Here is a 24,115-nt window from a genome sequence, read left to right as displayed (position 1 = left end):
CTCGTCAGGAGGAGTCTGCGAGACACCGTCGTCCGACACCAGCCGCCATCCGACGGGTCGTCTCCGCCAGGCGGCGTCCGAACCGCCATGGCTGCCAGGCAGGTCCGCCCCGGCGGACCTGCGGATCACACGCCGGCCTTGGGCTGGTCTGTCCAGCGGGGTGGCGACACCATGGTGGGATGAGAGAGCTCGCCGTACGACTCGCCGACCTGGATGCCGAGGCGGCCGTAGCCGTTCAGGTGATCAGTCATTTTGATCTCATGGTGGCCAGGCGGGCCGACGTGCGGACGGTGGTGGCCAGCGCGGCGGAGCTCTCCGGCTGTCCGGTCCGGTTGTCCGACCCGACGCGGCTGGTGTTCGTGCGGGCCTTACCCGATCGCAGCGCCGAGCCGCCTTCGGGCGACCCGGATCCTGGCTGGCCCTGCGTATCGGTCAACCGGGCGGGCGACTCGCTCTGGCTCGAGGCGGCCCGACCCGTCAGCACCCTCCAGGCCGTGGTGCTGGAACGCGCCGCGACCGCCGTGCGGGCAGCACTCGACCACAGCGGCGGACGAGGCATGTTCGACCACTCCACCGCGCTGGAGCTTGTCCTCGACTCCCGAGTGGCCACCGCCGACCGAGTGAGCATCGCCTGTCGGCTGGGGTTACCTGCCAAGGCCCGCGTGGTCGCACTGCGGGACGGGTCCGCGCGCGTCATCGCCCATGACGCCGAGGCGCCCACCACGATGTGCGCCGGGGTCGGCCGCGCGGTGCCGATCGCCGACCTGCCCTCCTCCTGGGACGGCGCCCGGCTGGCGTTGCGGCTGACCGCCGAAGGCAACGCCACGGACCCGGGACCGCGCGTGGTGTACGCCGACGAGCTGGGCGGTCTCGCGCTGCTCGTCCGCGCCGTCGATCTCGACGCGGGCCCGGTACCCGACGTTCAGACGCTGGCACACGCCGGTGCGACGACGACCTGGATGCTGACGACTCTCGATGCTCTGGCCCGCGCCGACAGCCTGCGCCACGCCGCCCGGCTCCTGAACGTGCACCATTCCACCCTGCAGGCCCGCCTCTCCCAGGCCGAGACCGCCCTCGGATGGCCCGTCCGCGAGCCCGCCGGCCGACTGCGTCTGCAGCTTGCCCTGGCGATCCGCAGAATCCAACAGACCACGACCCCATGAGCGCGTGGCACGCCGCGCGGACGCCAGCCCGGGCGCCTTCGATCTGACGGTCGACGGCCTCACCACGCAGGTGATGGCAGACCTCCCAGATGTTGGCGATACCGGTCGCCGACACAGGATGCCCCTTGGACTCCAGGCCACCGGACACATTGACCGGCATCGCGCCGTCCCGCCAGGTCGCGCCCGAGTCGAACACGAGCTGGTCGTCCCGCCGACCAGCAGACGGCGCCCGCCGTCCACGTCCGCCCACCGCACACCCCGGTAGCGCAGGCTCCGATCCTGGCAGCGGGTGAAGGCGTCTTCCGCCTCCTATTGGTGGTTGTCGAATTGGTGGTTGTCGAAGTCGAAGATCCATGGTGATCGAAGAGGAGGTGTCACGGTCGCTGCACATCCAATCGTCGCCGGGCTGGGGTTGACGCCGAACCCGCCACTCCAACAGTATTGAAACCGACGTCGAAGTCGAAAGATGGGCGTGTGCTACGTCGGAGTAGCAGACTCTCCCGGCCCTGAGGTACACGGTCCGGGTTGTCAGACCTGGCGCCCGAGCTCCCGGAGAAAGGACTGCGTGTGGACGATCCGGCCGGTCGTGGTGGCGGGGTCAGCCGTACAGAGAGCGAGCGCGGTCTCGACGATCAGATCGATCTCCTCGGTCTCCTCCTTCGCCAGGTCCAGGGTCCCGGCCCCCGGGGTGGCCACCGGATTGGAAGGGGCCGCCGCGTTCACCGCGATCCGGTCGGGATGGAGCTCGGCCGCGAAGGACCCGGTCAGCCGGTCGAGCGCGGCTTTGACCGTACCGTAAAGACCAAATCCGGCCGTCGCGTCAAAGGTTGAGAACGGCGGTCCGACGGGCAGCCTGGCAGCGACGGAGGTGAGATTAAGAATCCAGCCACCACCACGCTCCCGCATACTCGGAACAGCGAGCCTAATAAGATGCATCGGAGCGATGACATGCATCTCGAGCATCAGCCTGGCCCGGCGTTCGGGGAATTTTTCGAGCGTGCGGAGAAAAGTCACAGCAGCATTGTTGACCAAAATATCCGGTGACCCGACCTGAGCTACTGCAGCGGCGAAGAAGCGCTCACGTTCGCCATCTTGGGAAAGGTCGCAAGGAATGGCGATCGCAGACCCTCCAGCCGCTTTGATCTCCTCTGCGGTCTCCCGCAGGGAACCTACATACCGCTCATCCGGTTCCAGGGTACGCGCAGTGATGATCACCGTGGCGCCCTCGGCGGCAAGCCGCTGGGCGATGGCTTTTCCGAGACCTCTGCTTGCCCCGGTGACCAGCGCCGTCCTGCCTTCGCACAGCCCTGACATGTTGTCTCCCTGATATCAACCCAACGAGAGGAAATGATGGCGATCGACATCGACCTCGACACACTGGAGACCCGACTCACGGCCATCGAGCTCGGCGGGCTGCGCCGGCTGTCCGGCGGCGCGTCCAGCCTGTCCTACACCGGAACAGCCACTGTTGACGGAGCCTCCCGTCCGGTCGTCGTCAAGGTTGCTCCGCCAGGCCTGAAGCCGGTGCGTAACCGCGATGTCCTGCGCCAGGCCCTGCTGCTGCGCAGACTGGCGCCGACCGACGTCCCCGTGCCGACGGTCCTGTGGGAGGACCGCGGGGATCCCCCCGCCGTCCCGCCGCTGTTCGTGATGTCCTTCGTCCCCGGAACCTCGGTCGAGCCGCTGTTCGACACCGACGACCCGGCGGACGCGACCGAGGCGGACGATCCGGCGGTGCTCACCGACCGCGTCCAGGACGCCGTGCGCGCCCTCGCCACCCTGCACCGACTGGACCCGGCCGAGCTCGGGCTGGCCGACGAGCCCCGGATCAGCCTGGTCGACGAGGTACGACGGTGGACACGCGCGTTGGGAACCGTCGACGAGAACCTGGCGCCCGGATGGGCGAGGATCGCGCGGACACTTCTTGGCTCCGTGCCGGCAGCCATGGGCGCCGCCATCGTGCACGGCGATTTTCGTCTCGGTAACCTGCTGGCCACAGGCCCGACGGTCACCGCGGTCATCGACTGGGAGATCTGGTCGGTCGGCGATCCCCGGGTGGATCTCGGCTGGTTTCTCATCAACGCCGATCCGGCCACCTACCAGCGCCCGAGCCGCTATGTGGGTCTGCTGCCCACCCCGGCCGATCTCGCCGAGGCCTACGCCGGGCACCTTGACCGCGAGGTACCCGCGCTGCCCTGGTTCCAGGCACTGGCGTGTTTCAAGGCCACCGCCACCTGGTCTCTGATCGTCAAGCACGCGCGACAGGGGCCGACCCCGAACCCGCTGGCCGAACAGATCGCCGACGTACTGCCCGGCCTGCTTGCCCGAGCCGCCGCCCTGCTCGACCAGCCGCTCTGACACGTGCCGGCCTCGGGCTCCCAGCGGCCCGGGGTCGGGGGCCGGCTGCGCCGTGCCTGGCCGGGCGGCGTCGCGGCCGGGCCGATGACCGCCGGTCATCAGGTCCGCGGTATGCCGGCGAGACGATCGGCGAACTTCGCCTCGGCCTCGGCGCGCAGCCGTGGCAGATGCCCCGAGGGGAACACATCCTTCGAAGCCGGGACGCCCTTGAGCAGCTCCCGGGCAAGTGTGATCTTGTGGACCTCGGTCGGCCCGTCGGCAAGCCCGAGCACGAAGGACTCGACCAGGTAGTGGACGAAGGGCATCTCGTGCGTCGTGCCGAGCGAGCCGTGCAGCTGCAGCGCGCGGGCGCTGACGTCGTGCAGCACCTTCTGCATCATCGCCTTGACGGCCGAGATGTCCGCCCGCACGACCTTGTAGTCCTGGTACCTGTCGATTTTCCACGCGGTCTGCAGGGTCAGCAGCCGGAAGGACTCGATCTCCATCCACGAGTCGGCGACCATCTGCCGAACAAGCTGCTTGTCCCCGAGAACCTCGCCCTGGGTGAAGCGGGACACGGCGCGTTCGCAGATCATGTCGAAGATTCTTCGTACCAGGCCGACGGTGCGCATCGCATGATGGATACGCCCACCTCCGAGTCGGGTCTGAGCAACCATGAAAGCGCCGCCGCGGGGGCCGAGCATGTGATCTGCCGGCACTCGGACGTTCTCATAGCGGACATAACCCTCGATACCCTCGCCGACCGGCTCATAGCCCATTCCGACGCTGCGCAGGATACGCACGCCGGGCGTCCCGGCCGGAACGACGAACATCGACTGCTGCTGGTAGGTCGGCGCGTCGGGGTCGGTCACCGCCATCACGATCAGGAAGGAGGCGAGGGCCGCGTAGGACGTGAACCACTTCTCGCCATTGATGACCCACTCGTCACCGTCGAGCCGCGCCGTCGTCGTGAAGATCTTCGGATCGGCCCCGCCCTGCGGCTCGGTCATCGAGAACGACGACACGATACGGTTGTCGAGCAGCGGCACGAGGTACCGCTCCTTGAGTTCCGGCGTGCCGAAGCGGGCGAGGATCTCACTGTTTCCGGAGTCCGGCGCCTGCGAACCGAAGACGATGGGCGCGCAGACCGATCGCCCGATGATCTCGTTGAGCAGGGCCAGTCTCACCTGCCCGTAGCCGGGGCCGCCGAGCTCGGGCCCCAGGTGCGTCGCCCACAGTCCCTTCTCCCGCACCACCGCCTGCAGCGGCGGGATGAGTGCCTGCCGGACCGGATCGCCGAGATCGTGCGACTCCCGGACCACCAGGTCCAGGGGCTCGCACTCCTCGCGCACGAACGCGTCCGCCCAGGCCAGAAGCTCGGCGTAGTCCGGGTCAGTCGAGAAGTCCCAAGCCATGCCCGTCCGCCCCCTTCCCTTGCATCGAAATCGACATCGATATTGACTGTCTACCATGAGTGAAGCCATCACGTGCCAGGGCCGAACCTGCATCATCACCGGCGCCGGGCGCGGCCTGGGTCGGGAGTACGCCCTCGCGTTGGCCGAGCACGGCGCGAACGTCGTCGTGAACGATCTCGGCGGCGCCCGCGACGGCGCCGGCGGCAGCAGCGGTCCGGCGAACGAGGTCGTCGAGGAGATCGTCGCCAAGGGTGGCACGGCCATCGCCAACGCGGACGACATCAGCAGCTGGGATGGCGCCGCCAGCCTCGTGCGGCAGGCGATCGACAGCTTCGGTGGCCTCGACGTCCTCGTGAACAACGCGGGGATCCTGCGTGACCGGATGCTGTTCTCGATGTCGGAGGACGAGTGGGACGCGGTGATCCGCGTGCACCTCAAGGGCACGTTCGCCCCGAGCCGGCATGCCGCCGCCTACTGGCGCGAGCGCGCCAAGTCCGGCGTGACCAACGACGCCCGCATCATCAACACGACCTCCGTGTCCGGTCTCTACGCCAACCCCGGGCAGTCCAACTACGGCGCGGCCAAGGCCGGCATCGCCGCGCTCACCCAGATCGCGGCCCAGGAACTCGGCCGGTACGGCGTCACCGTCAACGCCATCGCTCCCGGCGCGCTGACCCGGCTGACCGAGAACCTGCAGATCACCGACGAGGTACGCGCGGCGTTCGCGCCAGCCGCCGTCGCACCCGTGATCACCTGGCTGGCGTCGGCCGACTCCCACGACGTGTCCGGCCAGGTGATCGAGGCATCGGGACTCGTGCTGGCGGTCGCCGAGGGCTGGCACCGGGGACCCGGCGTGGATCCCGTCACCTCGCCGGGCGAGGTCGGTGAGGCGGTCCGGCGGCTGCTCGCCGACGCCCGCCCCCGCACGCTGTTCCACGAGGTGAGCTGACGTGGACGCCTGGATCGTCGACGCCGTGCGGACCCCTCGCGGCAAGGGCCGGCCCGACGGCGCACTGCACGACGTGCATCCGCAGGAACTACTGGCGCAGTGTCTGCGCGCGCTGGCCAGCCGGGTCGGTTTCGACCCGGCCGAGGTCGAGGACGTCGTCGTCGGCAACGGCATCCTCGCCGGTGACCACGGTGACTGCATCGGCCGGCTGTCGGCCCTGCTCGCCGGCTGGCCGCGGACGGTGCCCGGGCTGACACTGAGCCGTTTCTGCGGGTCGGGCCAGCAGGCCGTCACCGTCGCCGCGACCGGCGTGGCCAGCGGGGCCCAGGACCTGGTCGTCGCCGGCGGCGTGGAGTCGATGTCACGCTGGGACCTCACCGCCGGCTCCGTCACCATCGACGGCCACAATCCGGCGCTGCGCGAGCTGTACCCCACCGTTCCCCAGGGCGTCTCGGCGGACCTCATCGCCACTCTGGCCGGGCTCGACCGCACGGACGTCGACGCGTTCGCCGTGCGCAGCCAGGACCGGGCCGCCGCGGCCATCGCGCAGGGCCGGTTCGCCGCCAGCATCATCCCGGTCACCGGGCCCACCGGTGACGTCCTGCTCAGGCAGGACGAGCACCCCCGCCCCGGAACGACCGTCGAGCGGCTCGCCGGACTGCGTCCGGCATTCACCGCCGTCGGTGCCGCCCGGCCGGACGACGGGCCGCTCAGCTATGACGAACTCGCGCTGTCCCGCTACCCGCGGGTCGACCACATCGACCATGTCCACCATGGCGGCAACTCCTCCGGAGTCGTCGACGGTGCCGCCGCGGTCGTGGTCGCCTCGCAGCGCTGGCTGAGGGCGAACGGCGTCACCCCGCGGGCCCGTGTCCGCGCCACCGCGGCCGTCGGTTCAGAACCGGTGATCATGCTCACCGCGCCGGCGCCCGCCGCCCGGCGCTGCCTCGACAGGGCCGGGATGACGGTCGCGGATGTCGATCTCTGGGAGGTCAACGAGGCGTTCGCCGCCGTCGCTCTGACGACGATCACCGATCTCGAGCTCGATCCGGAGCGGGTGAACGTGAACGGCGGTGCCATCGCGCTGGGCCACCCGATCGGCGCGACCGGTGCGATGCTGCTCGGTACCGTGCTCGACGAGCTGGAGCGCCAGGACCGCACCATCGGCCTGGTCACCATGTGCACCGGCGGCGGCATGGGCACCGCCACGATCCTTGAACGCGTGTGATCAGCGGACGACACCGATGCCCACCGCGATCTTCCAGCACGATGCGAGCCCGTCGCTGTGAACGAGCCGGTAGAGTGGAGAACCGAAACTGACATCGACTTCGCAAAGTGAGGCAGTGCGCTTTGCACATGCTACCAACGCCGGCGTCCCGGCTCCCGGACAGGGCGAGGCGACGGTGACCCCAGCGGTACCGCAGCCCCAGGATTCGCAGGCCTCCGATTCGCCGGAGACAGCCGGTCCACCGGCGAAGGTGGGGGATCCACGGCAGGCCGCCTCGGTGCGCCCGTTGTCCGCGAAGGGGATACGAACCCGGGCCCGTCTGATCGACGCGGCAAAAACGGTCTTTGAGCGGGACGGGTTCCTGGAAGCACGGATCGCCGACATCGCCCAGACAGCCAAGATCGCGCTGGGCACCTTCTATCACTACTTCGACTCCAAGGAGGAGATCTTCCGCGAGGTCGCCCGCGCCCAGGAGGAGCTGCTTACCGCGCCGACAGAGCACTCGGCAGCCGGCAGTGATTCGGTCTGGGAGCGGATTCGACGATCCAACCGCCGCTACCTCGAGCGTTATCGGGACGAGGCGGCGATCATCGGGGTGATCGAGCAGGTGTCGCGGTACGACCCGCCCGTGAACGAGGCTCGCATGGCCACCATGAAGCATTACGTCACGCGGGCCGAGCGGGCAATCATCAGGATGCAGAAAGAAGGTGCTGCGGATCACCGACTTGACCCGTCGTTCGCCGCGGACGCCCTGGGCGCGATGACCGCGAGATTCGCCGAGCTCTGGCTGGTCCAGAACTTTCGGGACTACGATTTCGACGAAGCTGTCGAACAGCTGACCATACTGTGGGCGAACGCGCTCGGCGTCAGGCCGGAACCGCCGCGATCCTAGGCCGGTCCGCGCCGACGGAATCGGGCTGGACCGGCCGGAAACACAACTGTCAGAGCAGCGGCCGGGAGCGGATGGTGGCGACAGCGCCAAGCTTGCCGGTGCCGATGTCATGCAGACGGACCTGGCAGACCCGGCCTCGCGGTCGGGCGACAGCACGCGCCGGCCCGACCGAGAACGGACGCAGGTACCGGATACCGAGGGACTCGTGGTAGCCCGCGTCACCGGCCAGCGAGAAGGCGGCCTCCTCGGCAGCCAGCGCGATCACGCCGCCCTGGATCGCCCCGGCGGCGTTCAGCCCACCGGTCCGCCGGGCCACTTCGGCGGTTCCTGGTTCCACCACCGTGCACCCGACGCGCTCGGCGAACGGCACCGGCAGGTGCCCGACGGGATCCGGCACCCGTGGCCGGAACCCGTCAGGAAAGACGTGCCGGGGATCCGGTGAGGCCATGAAGGTCGTGTGGGCGATCGCCAGGACGGCGGAGCTGTTCACCCGCCGCAACAGGGTTTCGCATACCAGAACAGAGCGGCCGCGTTTGAGAACCGTGCCCTCGAGGCTGATCACGTCACCGGGCCCCGCTGGCTCGATGACATCCACCTGCAGGTCCAGAGTGATCGGGATCTGCGGCCCCATAAGGACCACTGCGAGCGATCCTGTCATCATGTCGGACCAGGTCGCCAGAATCGATGTGCGCACGGCGGTCTCGCCCGGTCCGCACATCCGCGAGGTCACCTCCGCCTGCCCAGAAACAGAATCCTCGTCGAGCTGGACACGTAGGCCGAGTTCCAGAAGCGGACTTGCACCATCCACATTTGATCCTTATCGTCGGCGACGTCGTGAGGCGATCCGGCCACACGGTCGGGGGTGGCTTCTCAGGGCAAAGAAAGCTATCGTTGTTTTGCGTCCCAGGCGCACACCAGAACGGCCCTGACCTGGAGACCAGATCTGGGGAAGGTCGGCTGGGAACACCGGTCAGCGCGGATCTTCGCGGATTCAAACTAACAGACGTCATACTGACCGGGCAAACCGTTGCGCGATACGGAAACATGCCCTGCTTCTGACCCTGCGTAGTCAGATCTGGAGGAGGCGAAAATGTGCGTCGTGGGCCCGGCCAGAACGATACCCGAGACACTCGCCGCGGCAGTCGGGAGTTTCACGGAGCATCAGGCCGTCGCGGACCAGAACAGCCCCCTGACCTTCGGCGAGTTACACGAGCAGGTTCGCACCTTCGGTGCCGCTCTCGTCTCCACTGGCATACACGTGGGTGACCGCGTCGCCATCTGGGCCCCGAACAGCCCCGAGTGGGTGGTCGCGGCTCTCGGAGTGTTCCAGGTCGGCGCATCACTGGTCCCTGTGAACACCCGTTTCAAGGGCGCCGAGGCGGCCGGCATTCTGCGCCGGGCCCAGGTCCGACTGCTGGTCACGACCTCAGGTTTCCTCGGCAACGACTACGTCACCCTCCTGCGCGGCGCCGGAGTCGAGTTGACCGCACTCGCGACCACGGTCACCACCGACACATCCGACACATCCGACACATCCGACACGCGAACAGCGACCGTGCCCTGGCCGGAGTTCCTGGCCCGGGCGACTGATGCCACGCGCGGCGAGGCGGACCGCCGCGCCGCGGCACTCACGCCCGACACCGTGTCGGACATCATTTTCACCTCCGGCACGACCGGTCAGCCGAAGGGAGTCGTGCACACGCACCGCTCCACACTGCAGGCAGCCCAGGACTGGGTGGCGATGACCGGCCTCGCAACAGGCGATCGCTATCTCATGGTCAACCCGTTCTTCCACATGTTCGGCCTCAAGTCCGGTGTTCTCGCCGCCCTCGTGGCCGGTGCGACGATGCTGCCCGAGCCGGTGTTCGACGTCGGGCAGGTGCTGCGCCGCGTGGTCGAGGAGAAGGTGACCGTACTGCCTGGTCCACCGACGCTCTATCAGGCGATCCTCGACCATCCCGAACGCGACCGTTACGATCTTTCCAGCCTTCGCCTGGCCGTGACCGGGGCCGCGGACATCCCGGTCACGCTGATCCAGCGTGTGCTCGAGGAGCTGCCCTTCACCGACGTCCTCGCCGGCTATGGGCTGACCGAGGGCGGCACCGCCACCGGCACCTCGCTCACGGACGATGCGCGGACCATCGCCACGACGGTGGGGCGGCGTCGCCCGGGTGTCGAGCTGCACATCGTCGACGGCGACGGTCGGGTCCTGCCAGGGGGGCAGCCCGGCGAGATACAGCTGCGCAGCGCCACCGTGATGTCGCACTACCTCGACGATCCCGCCGCCACGGCCGAGGTGCTTTCGGCCGACGGCTGGCTGCGTACCGGCGATCTGGGAACGATCGACGATGCCGGTCTGCTGCGCATCGTCGGCCGGGCGAAGGACATGTTCATCGTCGGCGGCTTCAACACCTACCCGGCCGAGATCGAGAACATCCTGCTGGGCCACCCCGACATCGAGCAGGCCGCGGTGATCGGTGTCCCCGACGGAAGGCTCGGTGAGGTGGGCATGGCGTTCGTCGTCCTGTGCCCGGGGGCGGTGACGACACCGGGCGAGCTCGTCACCTGGTCGCGTGAGCGGATGGCGAACTACAAGGTCCCCCGGTACGTGCAGGTGATCGACGCGCTTCCCCTGAACGCCACCGGCAAGGTCGTCAAGCAGCACCTTCGCGAGCAGGCGGCGACGACCCCGATCGCACCCAACCACGAGGAGAAGAAGACCTGACGGCAGGCCTGGGGCGCCCGGGTGCCGCCGCCCGACAACATCGAGAGCAGGTGGCGCGCGCCGCCTGCGGACCCCACCTGCTGGCGCGGCCGCGAGCTGCCTACTCGGACACCGGGTGGGGAAGTACCGCCAGGTCGTCCGCCGTCAGCTGCCAGCCGGCCGCGGCGACGTTCGCCGCGATCTGATCGGGCCTGGTCGCCCCGGCGATGACCGAGGCCACGCCATCCTGCGCGGCCAGCCAGGCGATGGCCAGCTCGAGCACCGAGTGACCCCGCTCGGCCGCGAACGCGGTCAGCGCCTCGACGTAGGCGAAGTTCTCCTCAGTCGCGACTGCGGCGAAGTACGCGTTGGCGGCCAGCCGGGTGCCGGGGGGAAACGGCTCGCCCGCCCGGTACTTGCCGCTCAGCAGGCCCGAAGCGAGCGGGAAGTAGGGCACGATCCCCATGTCCGCCTTCCGGGCGGCCGGGACGATCTCCGGTTCGACCGCCCGCTCGAGCAGGTTCCACTCGATCTGGGCCGCGGTGAACGCGGTGACACCGTGCTCCGCGGCGTATGCGGCCCTGGCCTCGATCTGCCCAGCGTCGACGTTCGAGCAGGCGATGTGCAGCGCCTTGCCCGAACGCACCAGCTCGTCGAAGGTCGCCATCGCCTCCTCCAGCGGAGCCTCCTCGTCGACGTAGTGCTGGTAAAGAACATCGATCCGGTCGGTGCCCAGACGGCGCAGGCTGCCTTCGGCCGCCTCGACAATCCGTCGCCGCAGCGCCCCCGGCTGGTAGGCCTCTCCCTTCGGCCGACGGTTGACCTTGGTCGCGATGACCGCCTCGTCCCGGCGGGCGCCGAGGGCCGTGCCCAGGTACTCCTCGGATCTTCCGGCCCCGTACATCTCGGCCGTGTCAAAATGCGTGATCCCGTGCTCCAGGGCGGCGCCGACGACCGCGGCGCTGCCGGCCGCGTCGAGACGCATGCCGAAGTTGTTGCAACCCAGTCCCACGATCGAGACGGCGGGTCCGGTGCTGCCGAGCGGGCGATGCTCCATGGCAGGTCCCCTGTTCAGATGGCGGCACGGTTCGGCCCCCTGCGGACCGACCGTCCCGGCTGCTACCGGTCCTGCAGGACTGGAACCATCGTCCGTTGTCCTGGGTCGGAGAGTCCACTCAGGCTGAGGTGAGGACCTTGACGCTCGGGTCGATGCCCATCACCTTGGCGAGGTTGGCACCCATGATCTTCCGCCGGCCGTCGGTCGACAGCGTGTCGATCTCGTCGATGAAGGCCACCGGATCGAACAGGGTCATTATTCGAATCCGACATCGGTTTCCACCTGACGCACGCTAACGCCTCACCCTCGCACCCGCACCCGCACCCGCACCCGCACCCGCACCCGCAACGACAATGCCCCTCCACCCGACCGCCGTAAGGGGAGCCGTCGCCAGGACCGGCTCCAGCCGGCCTGGCGGGCAGGCTGATCGACTGAAATTCGACGTCGGTTTCGATGCTGCGGTACGCTCCCGCCGCTGGCCCGAGGACGCACTCGAGCCGGTCCGTGACCATCCTGCGTCGTGACCACGCTGCGTTGTGACCACTCCTGCGTCGGCGAGGGGGCCGGTGGGGCGGGAGCGGCCAGCGGGACTGTGGAGGTGGGCGTGACCGAGTTCAGCTTTCCGGTTGAAGCCGGCCAGATCATGCTCTTCGCACGAGCGGTGGGCGACCCGAATCCGGTGTACTCCGATCCGGTCGCCGCAGCGGAGTCCGAGGCCGGCAGCATCATCGCGCCCCCGACGTTCGTCCAGAGCGGTGCGCACTACAACCCCGACTGGGCGCTGCGGCCGATGGTCGGGGAACCCTGGTTCGGCTCGGGGAGAACCCCGACCGGAACCACTCAGCCCGCGCCGCACAGTGGCGGTCTGCATGCGGAGCAGCATTTCGAGTATCACCGCCACATTCGGCCCGGCGATGTGCTGACGGTGACCCTCCGGTCCGGAAAGGCCTGGGAGAAGGTCGGCCGGCGCGGCGGCAGGCTCCGTTTCGAGGAGACGATTTCGGAGTACCGGGACGCCAAGGGTGAACTGATACTCACGAGCCGTAACATTATTGTGCGGCCGGAGCGCACGGTCGATGCCGAGGAGAGTGCATGAGCCTGCGCGGCAGGGATCTCGCCGTGGGAGACATCCATGAGCAGGTGCTCACGCGAGATCTGACCCGGACCCAGCTGGTGATGTACGCGGGTGTGTCGGGCGATTTCAATCCGATGCACACCGACGAGGTGTACGCCCGGGAGGTGGCCGGATACCCGGGGGTGTTCGCGCATGGCATGTTGACGATGGGAATGACGGCGCGGGCGCTGACCGACTGGGTGGGCGATGGCCGCCTCGTCCGCTATGGCGTGCGGTTCCGCAGTCAGGTGTGGCCGGGGGACGCGCTGACGGCCCGGTTGACAGTGACGGCGGTCCGGGAGTCAGACGGCCAGGATCTGGTCGATCTCGAGGTGGTGACCGTGAACGGCGACGGTATCGAGGTGATCAGTGGTTATGCGACCGCGCGGGTGGACCAGGACCATGACGGCTAGGAACCGATGGGTATGACCCCGGCACCAGACTCAGACGTGGTGGTCCTGGAGCGATCGGATGAAGTGGCCGTGCTCCGGCTGAACCGCCCCGACCGGCTCAACGCGATCAACGCGACGCTGGCGGACGCGCTGCGCGACACCTGCGCGTCGATCGCCGGCGACCGTGCGGTCCGGGTGGTGGTGCTGACCGGCGCCGGCCGTGGCTTCTGCTCCGGGATCGACCTGCGTGGCTTCGGGCCGGACGTACCTGGCCCGCAGGCGCCGGCGATCGACCGGCTCCGGTTCCAGGAGATGATGGCCGCGCTGCCGGAGGCCCTGCGCGCGCTCCCCCAACCGGTGGTCGCCGCCGTGAACGGGGTGGCGGTCGGCGGCGGGCTCGCGCTTTGCCTGGCCGCCGACATCCGGATCTGCGCCGCCTCCGCCCGTTTCGGCAACGCCGCCATCCGCCTCGGCCTGTCCGGTGCCGAGATGGGGATGAGCTACCACCTGCCGCGCGTCGTCGGGACGAGCGTGGCCGCCGACTGGATGCTCACCGGGCGGCTGGTGGCCGCCGACGAGGCGCTGCGGACCGGGCTGGTGAGCGCCGTCCACCCCGACGGGGAGCTGTTCGCGCGCGCGATGGAGACCGCCACCGTGATTGCTTCGCACTCGCCGTTGGGAGTCGCGATGACGAAACGAGCCCTGCAGCTCAACACCGATGCCCCGAGCCTGGCAGCCGCACTCGAGGTGGAGAACCGCAATCAGGTCATCACGCATGCCACCGTGGAGGCGGCGCAGGCCCGGGCCGCCTGGAGCAGGCGGTGACCGCCGCCGGCCCACTGTCCGGCGTCCGGATCGTCATGATGGGCGGTCTCGGCCCAGGCCCGTTCGCCGGGATGCTGCTGGGAGACCTCGGCGCCGAGGTTGTCCGGATCGACCGTCCCAGCGAGGTCGGCGCGCCCCCACCGGTGGACGTCGTCCTGCGCCGGGGCCAGCGCTCCATCGCCCTCGATGCCAAGAACAGACAGGGCCTGGAGCTCATCCACACGCTCATCGAGCACGCCGACGCCTTTGTCGATGTCTACCGGCCCGGGGTGGCCGAACGCCTGGGCATTGGTCCGCAGGACCTGCGGGCGCGTAACCCGCGACTCGTGTACGCCCGGATGACCGGTTACGGGCAGGACGGGCCGTACGCCCAGATGGCCGGGCATGACATCAACTACATCGCGTTGAGCGGGGCGCTGCACGCGAGCGGGCCGGCCGAGCGTCCCGTACCGCCGCTGAACGTTCTGGGTGACTTCGGCGGAGGCGGCATGCTGCTGGCCGTCGGCCTGCTGGCCGGCATCCTCGAGGCGGCCCGGTCGGGTACCGGGCAGGTGGTCGACGTCGCCATGCTGGACGGTTCGGCCACGCTGATGGCGGTGTTCTACGGAATGCTCGCCCAGGGAACCTGGCGGGACCGGCGCGAGGCGAACCTGACCGACGGCGGCGCCCACTTCTACCGGACCTACGAGACGGCTGACGGCGGGCACTTCGCCGTCGGCGCGCTGGAGAGCCGTTTCTACACCGAGCTGTGTGCCCGGCTCGGCGTCGAGGTGCCGCAGGACTATGACGACCATGAGGCGTGGGACCGGCACGGCAGGGCAATGGCGGCTCGCTTTCGCGAACGCACCCGCGAGGAGTGGGAACGCGATCTGGTCACCCCGGACTCGTGCGCCTCTCCGGTACTGAGCCTGGCCGAGGCTCCGAGCCACCCGCACAACGTCGCCCGTGGCACGTTCGTCGACGTCGACGGTGTGCGGCAGCCGGCGCCGTCACCGCGGTTCTCGAAGACACCGCCAGCATCGCCCGGCCGCCCGGCTCTGCCCGGCGATCACACGATCGACGTCCTGACCGGACTCGGCCTTGCTCCGGACACAGTGAAACGACTGCTCGACGATGGCGTCGTGCGGCAGAGCGATCCGCGAATCTGATCCGGTTCAGGATCAGGGAGAGAGGGCTTTATCATGACATCCGACCAGGCTCCCTTACCCACGCAGGACGACGTTCTCGGCTACTTCGACAGCCTGTCCAACTGGGGCCGATGGGGCGACGACGACCAGCTCGGCACCCTGAACCACATCAATGCCGAGTCCCGCCTGCGGGCCGCCGCAGCGGTGCGCCACGGTATCAGCGTCTCCTGCGCGTGGGAGGTCCAGGTCGGCCCCGGCGTGCTGGAGCGCGCGACGCACGCGGTGCCACGGGTCGCCGAGCTGTCGCAGGACGCGGGCGGGATACCCACGGAGGCCCACGATCACGGTTGGGGTTTTTCCGCCGAATCGCTCACCTTCACGTTTCATGGCGGGGCCTACACGCACGTGGACTCCCTGAGCCACATCTTCTGGAACGGGACGATGTACAACGGCCGCGGGGCGGACCTCGTCGACCCGAACGACGGGGCCACCTGGGGAGCGGTGACGGCCGCCGCCGACGGCATGGTCACGCGCGGGATTCTGCTCGATATCCCGGCCGTACGCGGCGTCGACGCCCTCGAGCCGGGCGAACCGGTCGTACCCGCCGACCTCGAGGCGGCCGAGCGGCGCCAGAACGTCCGGGTCCAGCCCGGTGACGCCGTGCTGCTGCGGACCGGCCACGGCCGCCGCCGCCATGCGACCGGCAGCGAGTGGGCGCAGGAGGGTTCGTACCAGCAGGCAGGCTGGCATGCCGCCTGCCTGCCCTGGCTGCGCGAGCGCGACGTCGCCTACATCGGTGCCGACACCGCGCAGGACGTGAACCCCAGCGGCTACGCCGAGATCTTCATGCCGGTACATGCCGTCGGACTGGTCGCGATGGGCCTGTGGCTGGTCGACAACTGTGACCTGGAAGCCTGCGCCTCGACCGCGGCGCGGCTGAAGCAGTGGGACTTCCAGCTGTCGGTGTGCCCGGTCCGTTTCGCCGGCACGAGCGGCAGTCCCGTGAACCCGATCGCGACGTTCTGACCTCCGGGTCGCATCCGGTGTGGCAGGTCGCCGGCATGTCGCCGTACCTGCCCGAGCACTGAGGATATCGCCGTGTCACTGCAGCATCTGCATACCCGGGCCGTGCCCTCGCACCTCGCGGCGCGGTACCGACAGGACGGCTTATGGGCCGACGTCCCGCTGGGTGTGATGATCGACCAGGCGCTGCGCGCACACGGCGAGCAGACGTTTCAGGTTCATTCTCTGGAGCGGCCCTGGACAGGCTCGTATGCCGCGCTACGCAGGCGGGCGCTCGCCCTGGCCGGCGGCCTGAGCGCCCGCGGCGTGCGGCCCGGGGACGCCGTCGCCTTCCAGCTGCCCAACTGGGTGGAGGCCGCGGTGACCTACTACGCGACCGCGTTCCTGGGAGCGGTCGTCGTTCCCATCGTCCACTTCTACGGCCCCAGGGAGGTCTCGTACATCCTGCGCCGAACCGAGGTCTCCGCCTTCATCACCGCGGCGGGGTTCGGACGACGGAGCTACCTCGACGACCTGGCCGAGGTCTGCCAGGACGTTCCCTCGTTGTCCGTGGTCGCCATCGTCGGCGCGGACAACAGGACTCTCCCGGCACAGGCCATCCCGTTCGAGGCGCTGGAGAACATCGGCGTCCCGCTGGTCGAGGCAACCAGAACCGACCCGGACTCGCCAGCGATCATCGCCTACACGTCCGGCACGACCGCGGCCCCCAAGGGGGTCATCCACACCCACAACACCATCTGCGCGGAAGCGAACCAGCTGGGTGGCATGAACGCGGGCGGAGACCGACCGTCTCTGACCGGCACCCCGGTCGGCCACTTCATGGGCATGCAGGGCGGCCTGCAACTACCGCTGCGCAACGGCCAGCCCGTCCATCTGATCGACGTCTGGGATCCCGCCCGAGTGCTCGCCATCGTCGCGAAGCATGGCCTGGCCGCCGGCTCCGGGTCCGCCTACTTCCTTGGCAGCCTGCTCGATCATCCCGACCTGACCGACGACCACATGCGCCATATCCGCCACGTGGGCCTCGGAGGCGCGTCCATACCGGCGGCGTTCACCGAGAAGGCCGCGGCGGCGGGCGTGTCGGTGGTTCGCATGTACGGCTCGACCGAGCATCCGTCGATCACCGGCTCCCGCCACGAGGACGACGCGCGGTCCCGCTGGCTGGTACCGGACAGAGGACGTGGGCGTTCTCGACGCGACGGGCCGCCTCACGATCACCGACCGGAAAAAGGACATCATCATCCGGGGCGGGGAGAACATCAGCGCCGCTGAGGTCGAAGAGCTCATCCTCCAGACCATGTCCGGCGTCGTCGAAGTGGCGGTCGTCGCCGTGCCGGACGAACGCTTTGGCGAAAAGCCCTGCGCGATCCTCCGCCTGTCCCCCGGGACGCCAGCACCCACCCTCACCGAGCTGCGCGAACGTCTGATCAACGCCGGTCTGGGTCGACAGAAGACACCCGAACACGTCCAGATCGTTGACGACTTCCCCCGCACCTCAACCGGGAAAATCATAAAAGCGCAACTCAGACTCCAGGCCGCAAACAATAGTTGATCCAGACGTTTCTGGGCGGTTGTCGTGGTTGCCGTCGGTTCCCAGGCAGGACGTTCGTGGGACGGGCGCGACGTTCGGACTGGGAGAGGCGAGTCTGAAAAGTGGAATGGTGCACGTTCAGGAGTCGGGCGGCGTCGCGCAGGCTGTCTGCGCGGGGCAATGAGCGAAGAGGTCAGGAATTATATGTTCACAGTCGAAAATCGTTTTGGCGCGCTCCGCCACCGAGCGGATTCGGGGCGCCCCCGGTCTGGGTGGAAAAAGCCGCGCAAGAGCGTGGCCGTTGCCGCCTTATCCACAGGAGTGCTGCTGGCGGTGGCAGCTGGCTGTGGGAGCAGCGGCAGCGATGGTGGCGGGGGGGCCACCTCGGGTGCCACGACCAGCGCCGCGGACAGTACGGCGCCGCTGGGTCCGGTGGCACGCGCTGCGGGGGCCCCGGTGAAGATCGGTCTGATCTCGGACGGCAAGGCTCCGTCCAGTGACACCTCGATCGAGCTGCGGACGGCGGACGCGACCGTCAAGTTCCTCAACGAGCGTCGTTCCGGTATCGGTGGCCGACCGATCCAGCTGGTCACGTGTGAGACGGCGAACGATCCGAGCAGGGGCGCCGACTGCGCGAACCAGGCGATCGAGCAGAAGGTGTCGGCTGTGGTCGTGGGTGCGTCCGCGGTGGCCCAGACCATCTGGCCCCCGCTGCACGCGGCGAAGATCCCGGTGCTCTTCTTCTCGACGACCATCCCGGAACAGCTGCAGGACGCCCAGTCGACCTTCATCCTGGGTGACCCGAACGGTCTCGTGGTCGGCGGGATCCTGCCGTTGGCGGAGAAGGCGAAGACCAAGAATCTGACCGGGATCGTCATCGACGTGCCGCCGGCGCTGGCCCAGTTCGAGGGTGAGAACGCGGCGGTACTGAAGAAGGCCGGGATCAAAGTCAAGCTGATCCCCATCCCGCTGGGTACGGCGGACATGACCCCTCAGTTGCAGGGCCTGTCCGGCAGCGCACCGGGTGTCGTCGAGATCGTTGGCAACGACGCGTTCTGCATCAGCGCGTTCAATGCTCTGCGCACGGCTGGTTTCACCGGCCCGTACTTCGCGATCGGGCCGTGCATCACGGATGCGACCCGTAAGGCGGTTCCGGCGGATGTGTTGGAGCGGGTCACGGTGAACGCGGTGGCGCCGGTGAACAACGACAACCCGTCGACCCGGCTGTACAAGGCAGTCGTGGCGGCCTACGGCAAGAACATCGACACCGACGACGCCATCGGCATGGACATGTTCGCGGAGCTGGGCGCCTTCCAGACCGCACTGGCGGACATCAGGGGCGCCATCACCCCGGCCACGGTCATCTCGACGCTCAAGTCGATGCCGGAGAAGGAGATCCCGGGGGCCGGTGGCCTGAGGTTCCGCTGCAACGGCAGGGCCTACCCGGTCACCCCGGCGGTGTGCACTCGCGGTGGCCTGACCGCACAGCTGGACGGCAAGGGCCAGCCGTCCGCATACCACGTCGTCGGCGCCAGTCCGATCCCCTAGTACTACAGCGCCAGTGGTCGGCGTGTGATCTCTTGTTTCGGGTGCGGTGTGGTGTGGGCGGACGAGCGGCCACCGTGTGTTTCTCCATGTTTTGTGGAAACAAAGCGAGAGACCGCGGTGGCCGCGGCTCAGAGTGTATCCGAGGTGGATGTGGCGATGTGGGAGGCGGGGTTGGAGGAGCTGTTCGGCCGGATGGAAGACTGCTTCCGGTCTGATCAGCCCCGGGCGCAGGCACGGGCGTATGTGGCGGGATTGCTGTCTCGGACCGAACGGAAGAACAGGTGGACGCTCGCGGAGTTCAGCCGGGAGTCCGGACCGCAGAAGATGCAGCGGTTGTTGAACGAGTACGCGTGGAACGCCGACAGGGTACGCGACGTGGTCACGGCCTATGCGGTGGAGCATCTGGTCGAACCGGACGGGGTACTGGTGGTCGACGAGACGGGCTTCGTGAAGAAAGGAACCTCCTCGGCAGGGGTGCAACGTCAGTACAGTGGCACGGCCGGCCGTATTGAGAACTGTCAGATCGGGGTGTTCGCCGCCTATGTTTCCGCCAGGGGGCGGGCACTGGTCGACCGGGAGCTTTATCTCCCCGAGAGCTGGACCGAGGACCGGGCCCGGTGCGCGGCGGCAGGCGTGCCAGACCGGATCGGCTACGTCCTCGCCATCAAGAAAGACACGAAGGTCTCCACGGCCGCTGGGCGTTTCCGGGTCGATGCCCTCGCGTGGGACGCACCCATCGGACGACCGAAAGCGCTCACACTCGAACAGGCCGTCAAGGCAACCCTGATCTATGTCAAGAACAACGTGACCGAAGACGTCATCGCGGAGCTGATGTTCGTCGACCAGACGACCGTCTCCCGTGCGATCGCCACGATCGAGGCCGTGATCGCCGACGTGCTCGAGGACTGGGTCCCCACCCTCGACGAGGCGCTCCACGGCACGACCGCCGTGGTGGACGGATCCCTGCTGCCCTGCTGGTCCTGGACATCCCGTCCGGACCTGTGCTCAGGCAAGCACCACACGACCGGGCACAACCACCAGTTCGTCTCCACCCTCGGCGGCCGGCTGGTCCACGTCTCCGATCCGCTGCCCGGCTCCCTCCACGACAGCAACGCCGTAGAAAAGTCCGGCGTCCTCACGATCCTCGACCCGAGCAACACCCTCGGCGACAAGGGCTACCTCGGCACCGGAATCACCGTCCCAACCCGCAAGCCACCCGGCGGCAGACTCACCACAGAACAGGCCACCCTCAACAAGGAAACCAGCTCCCTCCGATATGTCATCGAAAGATCCATCGCCAACTTCAAGACCTGGCGGGCGGTACACACCGACTACCGGCACCCCCTCTCGACCTACCCCACAGCATTCTCCGCGATCCGGGCACTCTATTTCTATTCCACGAGATTTCTATTCCACGAGTTCTGCATAAGCCTCGATGGTCCTGACGGCCATTCTGGTCGAAAAAAGGGGCAAATACCGAATCTTTCCGATCCTCGGCGGTGCACTGGTAACCATCGGTATGCTGACCCTGCTGCTGATCGACAGCGACACCAACACGCTGGTCGGCTCACTGCTCGCGGTCGTCGTCGGGCTCGGGGTGGGATGCCTCATCCAGAACACCGTGGTGATCACCATGAACAGCGTGGAGATCCGCGACATGGGCGCCGGCAACGGCGCGAACACCCTGGCCCGACTCATCGGTGGTTCGCTCAGCGTGGCGCTGCTGGGATCCCTGTTCACCAACTCCGTCGAGGACACGCTCGCCGACCGGCTCGGCTCCAGCGGTGCGGGTAGCGCGCCAGTGGACCAGGACCTGACTCCGGAGCTGCTGCGTACGCTGCCGCAGACGGTGCAGGACGCCTTTGCCGACGCGGTCACGAACGGGCTGCACGTGGTCGCGATCGGCGGCGCCATCGTGGGCGTCCTGACCTTCGTGGTCGCCTGGCTGATCCGCGAGTTGCCCCTGCGGGACACCAACAAGACGTCTGCCGAGAACTCCGAGACGGAGAACTCCAAGTCGGGGGTTGCCGAGACCGAGAGCGGGGTGGCTCAGGATGCGGACCCGGACTCCGCGCCGAGCGCGGAGTCCGGGTCCGGCCCGCGCGTAGCGGCCCGGATCCTGCCGCATCCCCCACCCCCACGGCCCTGGGCGCACCTCGCCCGGGGCCGTGATGCTCACGTCCTCCCGCGACCGAAGTCCGCGGTGATGTCGTGGTTCTTCACCAGTCCGCTCCAGAGGTGGCGAGGCCGAGCAGGCGAGCGGCGTTGCCACCACGGATCCCCTCGGTCGTGGCAACATCGAAGCCGGCGGCTTCGAGCCGGTCCACCGGGTCCTCGACGCCCATGTCGAACGGGTAGTCGCTGCCGAGGGTGACCTGCCCGGCGCCCATGACCCCGACCAGGTGCCGCAACTGCTCCGGGGTGTAGACCAGCGAGTCGACGAACGTCCGGCGCAGCAGGGCCGACGGCGGCTCGGCAGTGGTGTGGGCGTCGCCGCGAGCGGCCCAGGCGTGGTCGGCGCGGACGACATAGCTGGCCAGGTACCCGCCGCCATGCGCGGACCAGATCCGCAGCCGCGGGTTCCGCTCCAGCACGCCGGAGAACAGGATGCGGGACAGCGCGAGTGCCGTCTCGGTCGGATTGCCGACGCTGTTGAACAGGTAATAGGCGTTCAGCCGCTCGCCCAGGGTGCAGCCCCACGGATGGATCAGGACTGCGGTGTCGAGCGCCGCCGCGGCCGCCCAGAAGTCCTCCAGCGACGGATCGTCGAGCTCACGGCCCGGCCCGGCGGATGTCGAGATCTGCACCCCGCGGATGCCGTGGTCGTCGACGGCGGACTCCAGCTGGCGGACGGCCAGATCGGGGTGCTGGAGCGACACCGTGCCGATGGGCACCAACCGGCGGGGGTCCTTCGCGCAGAAGGCGGCGACGGACGCGTTACTCGCCGCCACGATCCGGGCGGCGAGGTCGCGGTCGGCCCAGGCGTGCGGCAGTGGCACCGCGCTCACCGCCTGGACGTCCACCCGGGCGGCGTCCATGGCGGTCAGCCGCAGGTCGAGATCCGTCAGCTTCGCCCCGAGGCCGCTCAGCTGCTGAAGGTTGAGCTGCAGCGAGGCGGGACCGAGGGTGGCCGCGTCCACTCCGCGCTGCCGCGCGAGTCCCGGTTGTCCCTCGAGGAACGCATCGACCTCGGGAACCGCGACGTGGGCGTGGACGTCGATGGCAGGTACGGAAGGCACGCGATGATCACTCCTTGCGGGACATCGAGGACGTTCGGTAGGTTCTAAGCCCAAACCCTGACACTGTGGTACTTCGCGATTCAGGGTCGTGACCACCATCGACGAAGGGGTGGGCGGGCCTGTGAAACTCGGACAGATCGATCTCAACCTGCTGGTCGTACTCGACGCGCTGTTACGCGAGAAGAACGTGACGCGAGCGGCGGAAAGCCTGCACCTGTCCCAGCCAGCCACCAGCACGGCGCTCGCCCGGCTCCGGCGCGTCCTCGACGACGAGCTACTCCACAAGAACGGCCGCTATCTCGAACTCACCCCCCGCGCGGAGTCGCTCATCGAGCCCGTGCGCGAGGTACTGGCGACGATCGAGCAGACGATCGCCCGGCCGCCGACGTTCGACCCCACCACGGACTCGCGCCGCTTCTCGGTCATCGGCAGCGACTACGTCGCCGCGACCCTGCTGCGACCTCTGATCGCGCGCCTCATCGGCCTGGCCGCGGGCCTCCAGGTGGACGCCACCCCGGTCGGCCTGCGCTACCTGGAGGCTCTCCACCGGGACGAGGTCGACCTCGCGATCCTGCCGGACCGGATCGTCGACCCGGCCTTGATCCCGGGCTGCTCGCGGATCCCGGTCATTCGGGAACGGTTCGTCGGGGTGGTGTGGCGCGATCATCCCCACGCCGGGGACCGCCTCACCGCCGATCTGCTGAGCCGCTCGCCCTACCTGGGATACGTCACCCAGGGACACCGCTCCCTCGTGGAGGAGGAGCTGGACGCCGCCGGTTGCGCGCGCCGGGTGGCGGCCACCTCCAGCAGCATGGTGACCATGGCCTTTCTCCTCGCGGGAACGGACCTCGTGGCGGTACTGCCGGAACGGCTGGCCACGCGGGTCGCCGAGGCGGCGCAGATCCGGCTGCTGGAGCCGGAGATGCCCCTGCGGCCGCTGCGCGAGTCGGCGTACTGGCACGCCCGGCGTAACCGGGACCCTGGCCATGTCTGGCTGCGCCAGCAGCTGTTCGAGGTGGCCCGCATGGAGTTCCCGCCGGCCGCCGCGGCCACCGGATAAGACACCTGCCCTCACGGCGTCACGCGGGCTGGCACGTGCATGCGGTCATCTCAGGACCCCTTCGTCCGTGAGCGGGGACTTGACGGGAGACGCGGCGAACAGGCCGCGGTCGACCTCGCCCTGGCCAGCTGACCGTCGCGGTCGGTCATCGGGACCGAAAGCAGGGGAGCGTCGGCTCCCGCGGGCCGGCGCTCCCGCCGTCGCCTTGTCAGGATCGGTCCGCGGCAACGTCCGGCGGAAACTTCTTTTGTGAATACCGGCGATCCGCGCCATTGATTCCTGCCAGGCCTCGCGACTCTCTGACCTACAGACCTCCAGATCCGCGGCCAGGCATCCCGCAGGCGTGATTCGAGCGCGGCGCGCGGCCAAGGCGGTATCACCGCGATGAATAACAGCCAACCACTGTTCGCATTTCCGTCCGCCTGTTCCGCGCCCTAGCCTCGATCTTTCGCCTGCTGGGCGTGTGAGGTCCCGTGAGGACCGCCCGCTGTTTTCGATGTTGAGTTTTGCT

22 protein-coding genes and 2 pseudogenes are annotated in these 24,115 nt (G+C 68.6%); 17 read left to right on the top strand and 7 right to left on the bottom strand.

Annotated features, from left to right (window positions below; all coding sequences use genetic code 11):
* Positions 1-179: 179 nt before the first annotated feature.
* Positions 180-1,163: a helix-turn-helix domain-containing protein gene (locus MXD59_RS19285; RefSeq protein WP_248826060.1), complete on the top strand. Its 984-nt coding sequence runs from the start codon at positions 180-182 to the stop codon at positions 1,161-1,163.
* Between the two features lie 19 nt (positions 1,164-1,182).
* Here the strand turns inward: MXD59_RS19285 and MXD59_RS19280 are convergent.
* Positions 1,183-1,356 (bottom strand): annotated as a pseudogene (locus MXD59_RS19280) (thiolase C-terminal domain-containing protein); the annotation flags it as partial.
* A 335-nt stretch (positions 1,357-1,691) separates the two neighbouring features.
* Entirely contained in the window at positions 1,692-2,477 is a 786-nt protein-coding gene (locus tag MXD59_RS19275; RefSeq protein WP_248826059.1) for an SDR family NAD(P)-dependent oxidoreductase, read from the bottom strand.
* A gap of 36 nt (positions 2,478-2,513) precedes the next feature.
* On the opposite strand from MXD59_RS19275, the gene MXD59_RS19270 reads away from it, so the two are divergent.
* On the top strand, positions 2,514-3,521 hold the full coding sequence (locus MXD59_RS19270; protein ID WP_248826058.1) for a phosphotransferase family protein: 1,008 nt from the start codon (positions 2,514-2,516) through the stop codon (positions 3,519-3,521).
* 98 nt (positions 3,522-3,619) lie between these two features.
* Here MXD59_RS19270 and MXD59_RS19265 read toward each other — a convergent pair whose 3' ends face one another.
* Complete coding sequence (locus MXD59_RS19265; protein ID WP_248814846.1) at positions 3,620-4,915, bottom strand: acyl-CoA dehydrogenase family protein; 1,296 nt, start codon at positions 4,913-4,915, stop codon at positions 3,620-3,622.
* A 55-nt stretch (positions 4,916-4,970) separates the two neighbouring features.
* Here MXD59_RS19265 and MXD59_RS19260 point away from each other — a divergent pair, with 55 nt between their 5' ends.
* The 3 genes from MXD59_RS19260 to MXD59_RS19250 all read left to right on the top strand — a co-directional run bounded on the left by MXD59_RS19260 (position 4,971) and on the right by MXD59_RS19250 (position 7,984).
* Complete coding sequence (locus tag MXD59_RS19260) at positions 4,971-5,864, top strand: SDR family oxidoreductase (protein ID WP_248814845.1); 894 nt, start codon at positions 4,971-4,973, stop codon at positions 5,862-5,864.
* Position 5,865: 1 nt separating this feature from the next.
* On the top strand, positions 5,866-7,092 hold the full coding sequence (locus MXD59_RS19255; RefSeq protein WP_248826057.1) for an acetyl-CoA C-acetyltransferase: 1,227 nt from the start codon (positions 5,866-5,868) through the stop codon (positions 7,090-7,092).
* A 175-nt stretch (positions 7,093-7,267) separates the two neighbouring features.
* The gene (locus tag MXD59_RS19250) at positions 7,268-7,984 is read left to right on the top strand and encodes a TetR/AcrR family transcriptional regulator (RefSeq protein ID WP_248826056.1); all 717 of its coding nucleotides are present in this window, start codon (positions 7,268-7,270) and stop codon (positions 7,982-7,984) included.
* A gap of 49 nt (positions 7,985-8,033) precedes the next feature.
* Here the strand turns inward: MXD59_RS19250 and MXD59_RS19245 are convergent, their stop codons facing one another.
* On the bottom strand, positions 8,034-8,702 hold the full coding sequence (locus MXD59_RS19245) for a PaaI family thioesterase (RefSeq protein ID WP_283097164.1): 669 nt from the start codon (positions 8,700-8,702) through the stop codon (positions 8,034-8,036).
* Positions 8,703-9,074: 372 nt separating this feature from the next.
* Between MXD59_RS19245 and MXD59_RS19240 the strand changes: the two genes are divergently transcribed.
* A complete protein-coding gene (locus MXD59_RS19240) occupies positions 9,075-10,709 on the top strand; it encodes a FadD3 family acyl-CoA ligase (RefSeq protein WP_248826055.1) in 1,635 nt (544 codons plus the stop codon).
* Positions 10,710-10,809: 100 nt separating this feature from the next.
* On the opposite strand, the gene MXD59_RS19235 is transcribed toward MXD59_RS19240, so the two are convergent.
* Positions 10,810-11,745: an aldo/keto reductase gene (locus MXD59_RS19235; protein ID WP_248826054.1), complete on the bottom strand. Its 936-nt coding sequence runs from the start codon at positions 11,743-11,745 to the stop codon at positions 10,810-10,812.
* Between the two features lie 118 nt (positions 11,746-11,863).
* Positions 11,864-12,001: a hypothetical protein gene (locus MXD59_RS19230; RefSeq protein WP_248826053.1), complete on the bottom strand. Its 138-nt coding sequence runs from the start codon at positions 11,999-12,001 to the stop codon at positions 11,864-11,866.
* A 348-nt stretch (positions 12,002-12,349) separates the two neighbouring features.
* Here MXD59_RS19230 and MXD59_RS19225 point away from each other — a divergent pair, with 348 nt between their 5' ends.
* From MXD59_RS19225 to MXD59_RS19180, 10 genes and pseudogenes are all read left to right on the top strand, one after another.
* Positions 12,350-12,841, top strand: coding sequence for an FAS1-like dehydratase domain-containing protein (locus tag MXD59_RS19225; RefSeq protein WP_248826052.1), 492 nt, complete (start codon positions 12,350-12,352; stop codon positions 12,839-12,841).
* A complete protein-coding gene (locus tag MXD59_RS19220) occupies positions 12,838-13,272 on the top strand; it encodes a MaoC family dehydratase (protein WP_248814837.1) in 435 nt (144 codons plus the stop codon). Before MXD59_RS19225 ends, MXD59_RS19220 begins: the two co-directional genes overlap by 4 nt.
* Positions 13,273-13,278: 6 nt before the next feature.
* Complete coding sequence (locus MXD59_RS19215) at positions 13,279-14,076, top strand: enoyl-CoA hydratase-related protein (RefSeq protein WP_308301741.1); 798 nt, start codon at positions 13,279-13,281, stop codon at positions 14,074-14,076.
* On the top strand, positions 14,073-15,224 hold the full coding sequence (locus MXD59_RS19210) for a CaiB/BaiF CoA transferase family protein (protein ID WP_248826050.1): 1,152 nt from the start codon (positions 14,073-14,075) through the stop codon (positions 15,222-15,224). The genes MXD59_RS19215 and MXD59_RS19210 overlap by 4 nt, the downstream gene beginning before the upstream one ends.
* Positions 15,225-15,257: 33 nt before the next feature.
* Positions 15,258-16,229, top strand: a complete 972-nt coding sequence (locus tag MXD59_RS19205) for a cyclase family protein (protein ID WP_248826049.1) — start codon at positions 15,258-15,260, stop codon at positions 16,227-16,229.
* Positions 16,230-16,301: 72 nt separating this feature from the next.
* The gene (locus MXD59_RS19200; protein WP_248826048.1) at positions 16,302-17,498 is read left to right on the top strand and encodes an AMP-binding protein; all 1,197 of its coding nucleotides are present in this window, start codon (positions 16,302-16,304) and stop codon (positions 17,496-17,498) included.
* Positions 17,407-17,778, top strand: coding sequence for an AMP-binding enzyme (locus MXD59_RS19195; RefSeq protein ID WP_248826047.1), 372 nt, complete (start codon positions 17,407-17,409; stop codon positions 17,776-17,778). The genes MXD59_RS19200 and MXD59_RS19195 overlap by 92 nt, the downstream gene beginning before the upstream one ends.
* 435 nt (positions 17,779-18,213) lie before the next feature.
* A complete protein-coding gene (locus MXD59_RS19190) occupies positions 18,214-19,305 on the top strand; it encodes an ABC transporter substrate-binding protein (protein WP_248826046.1) in 1,092 nt (363 codons plus the stop codon).
* A 150-nt stretch (positions 19,306-19,455) separates the two neighbouring features.
* Positions 19,456-20,040: pseudogene (locus MXD59_RS19185) on the top strand (IS701 family transposase); the annotation flags it as partial.
* Positions 20,041-20,136: 96 nt separating this feature from the next.
* Positions 20,137-21,099, top strand: a complete 963-nt coding sequence (locus MXD59_RS19180) for a transposase family protein (RefSeq protein WP_248826111.1) — start codon at positions 20,137-20,139, stop codon at positions 21,097-21,099.
* Between the two features lie 425 nt (positions 21,100-21,524).
* On the opposite strand, the gene MXD59_RS19175 is transcribed toward MXD59_RS19180, so the two are convergent.
* Complete coding sequence (locus MXD59_RS19175; protein WP_248826045.1) at positions 21,525-22,544, bottom strand: amidohydrolase family protein; 1,020 nt, start codon at positions 22,542-22,544, stop codon at positions 21,525-21,527.
* Positions 22,545-22,632: 88 nt separating this feature from the next.
* On the opposite strand from MXD59_RS19175, the gene MXD59_RS19170 reads away from it, so the two are divergent.
* Positions 22,633-23,604: a LysR family transcriptional regulator gene (locus MXD59_RS19170; protein WP_248826044.1), complete on the top strand. Its 972-nt coding sequence runs from the start codon at positions 22,633-22,635 to the stop codon at positions 23,602-23,604.
* The last annotated feature ends 511 nt before the right edge of the window (positions 23,605-24,115 follow it).

The organism is Frankia umida (assembly GCF_023242945.1).
Lineage (GTDB): Bacteria > Actinomycetota > Actinomycetes > Frankiales > Frankiaceae > Frankia > Frankia umida.
Note: the sequence above shows the minus strand (reverse complement) of the source record. Positions and strands in the feature narration are given on the sequence as shown.

Excerpts from the sequence above, each read along its gene's own strand:
- MXD59_RS19275 (WP_248826059.1), bottom strand. The coding sequence starts at position 2,477 with ATGTCAGGGCTGTGCGAAGGCAGGACGGCGCTGGTCACCGGGGCAAGC.
- MXD59_RS19235 (WP_248826054.1), bottom strand. The coding sequence starts at position 11,745 with ATGGAGCATCGCCCGCTCGGCAGCACCGGACCCGCCGTCTCGATCGTG.
- MXD59_RS19180 (WP_248826111.1), top strand. The coding sequence starts at position 20,137 with ATGTTCGTCGACCAGACGACCGTCTCCCGTGCGATCGCCACGATCGAG.
- MXD59_RS19205 (WP_248826049.1), top strand. The coding sequence starts at position 15,258 with ATGACATCCGACCAGGCTCCCTTACCCACGCAGGACGACGTTCTCGGC.
- MXD59_RS19230 (WP_248826053.1), bottom strand. The coding sequence starts at position 12,001 with ATGACCCTGTTCGATCCGGTGGCCTTCATCGACGAGATCGACACGCTG.
- MXD59_RS19245 (WP_283097164.1), bottom strand. The coding sequence starts at position 8,702 with ATGTGCGGACCGGGCGAGACCGCCGTGCGCACATCGATTCTGGCGACC.
- MXD59_RS19265 (WP_248814846.1), bottom strand. The coding sequence starts at position 4,915 with ATGGCTTGGGACTTCTCGACTGACCCGGACTACGCCGAGCTTCTGGCC.
- MXD59_RS19220 (WP_248814837.1), top strand. The coding sequence starts at position 12,838 with ATGAGCCTGCGCGGCAGGGATCTCGCCGTGGGAGACATCCATGAGCAG.
- MXD59_RS19260 (WP_248814845.1), top strand. The coding sequence starts at position 4,971 with ATGAGTGAAGCCATCACGTGCCAGGGCCGAACCTGCATCATCACCGGC.
- MXD59_RS19285 (WP_248826060.1), top strand. The coding sequence starts at position 180 with ATGAGAGAGCTCGCCGTACGACTCGCCGACCTGGATGCCGAGGCGGCC.
- MXD59_RS19270 (WP_248826058.1), top strand. The coding sequence starts at position 2,514 with ATGGCGATCGACATCGACCTCGACACACTGGAGACCCGACTCACGGCC.
- MXD59_RS19240 (WP_248826055.1), top strand. The coding sequence starts at position 9,075 with ATGTGCGTCGTGGGCCCGGCCAGAACGATACCCGAGACACTCGCCGCG.
- MXD59_RS19215 (WP_308301741.1), top strand. The coding sequence starts at position 13,279 with ATGGGTATGACCCCGGCACCAGACTCAGACGTGGTGGTCCTGGAGCGA.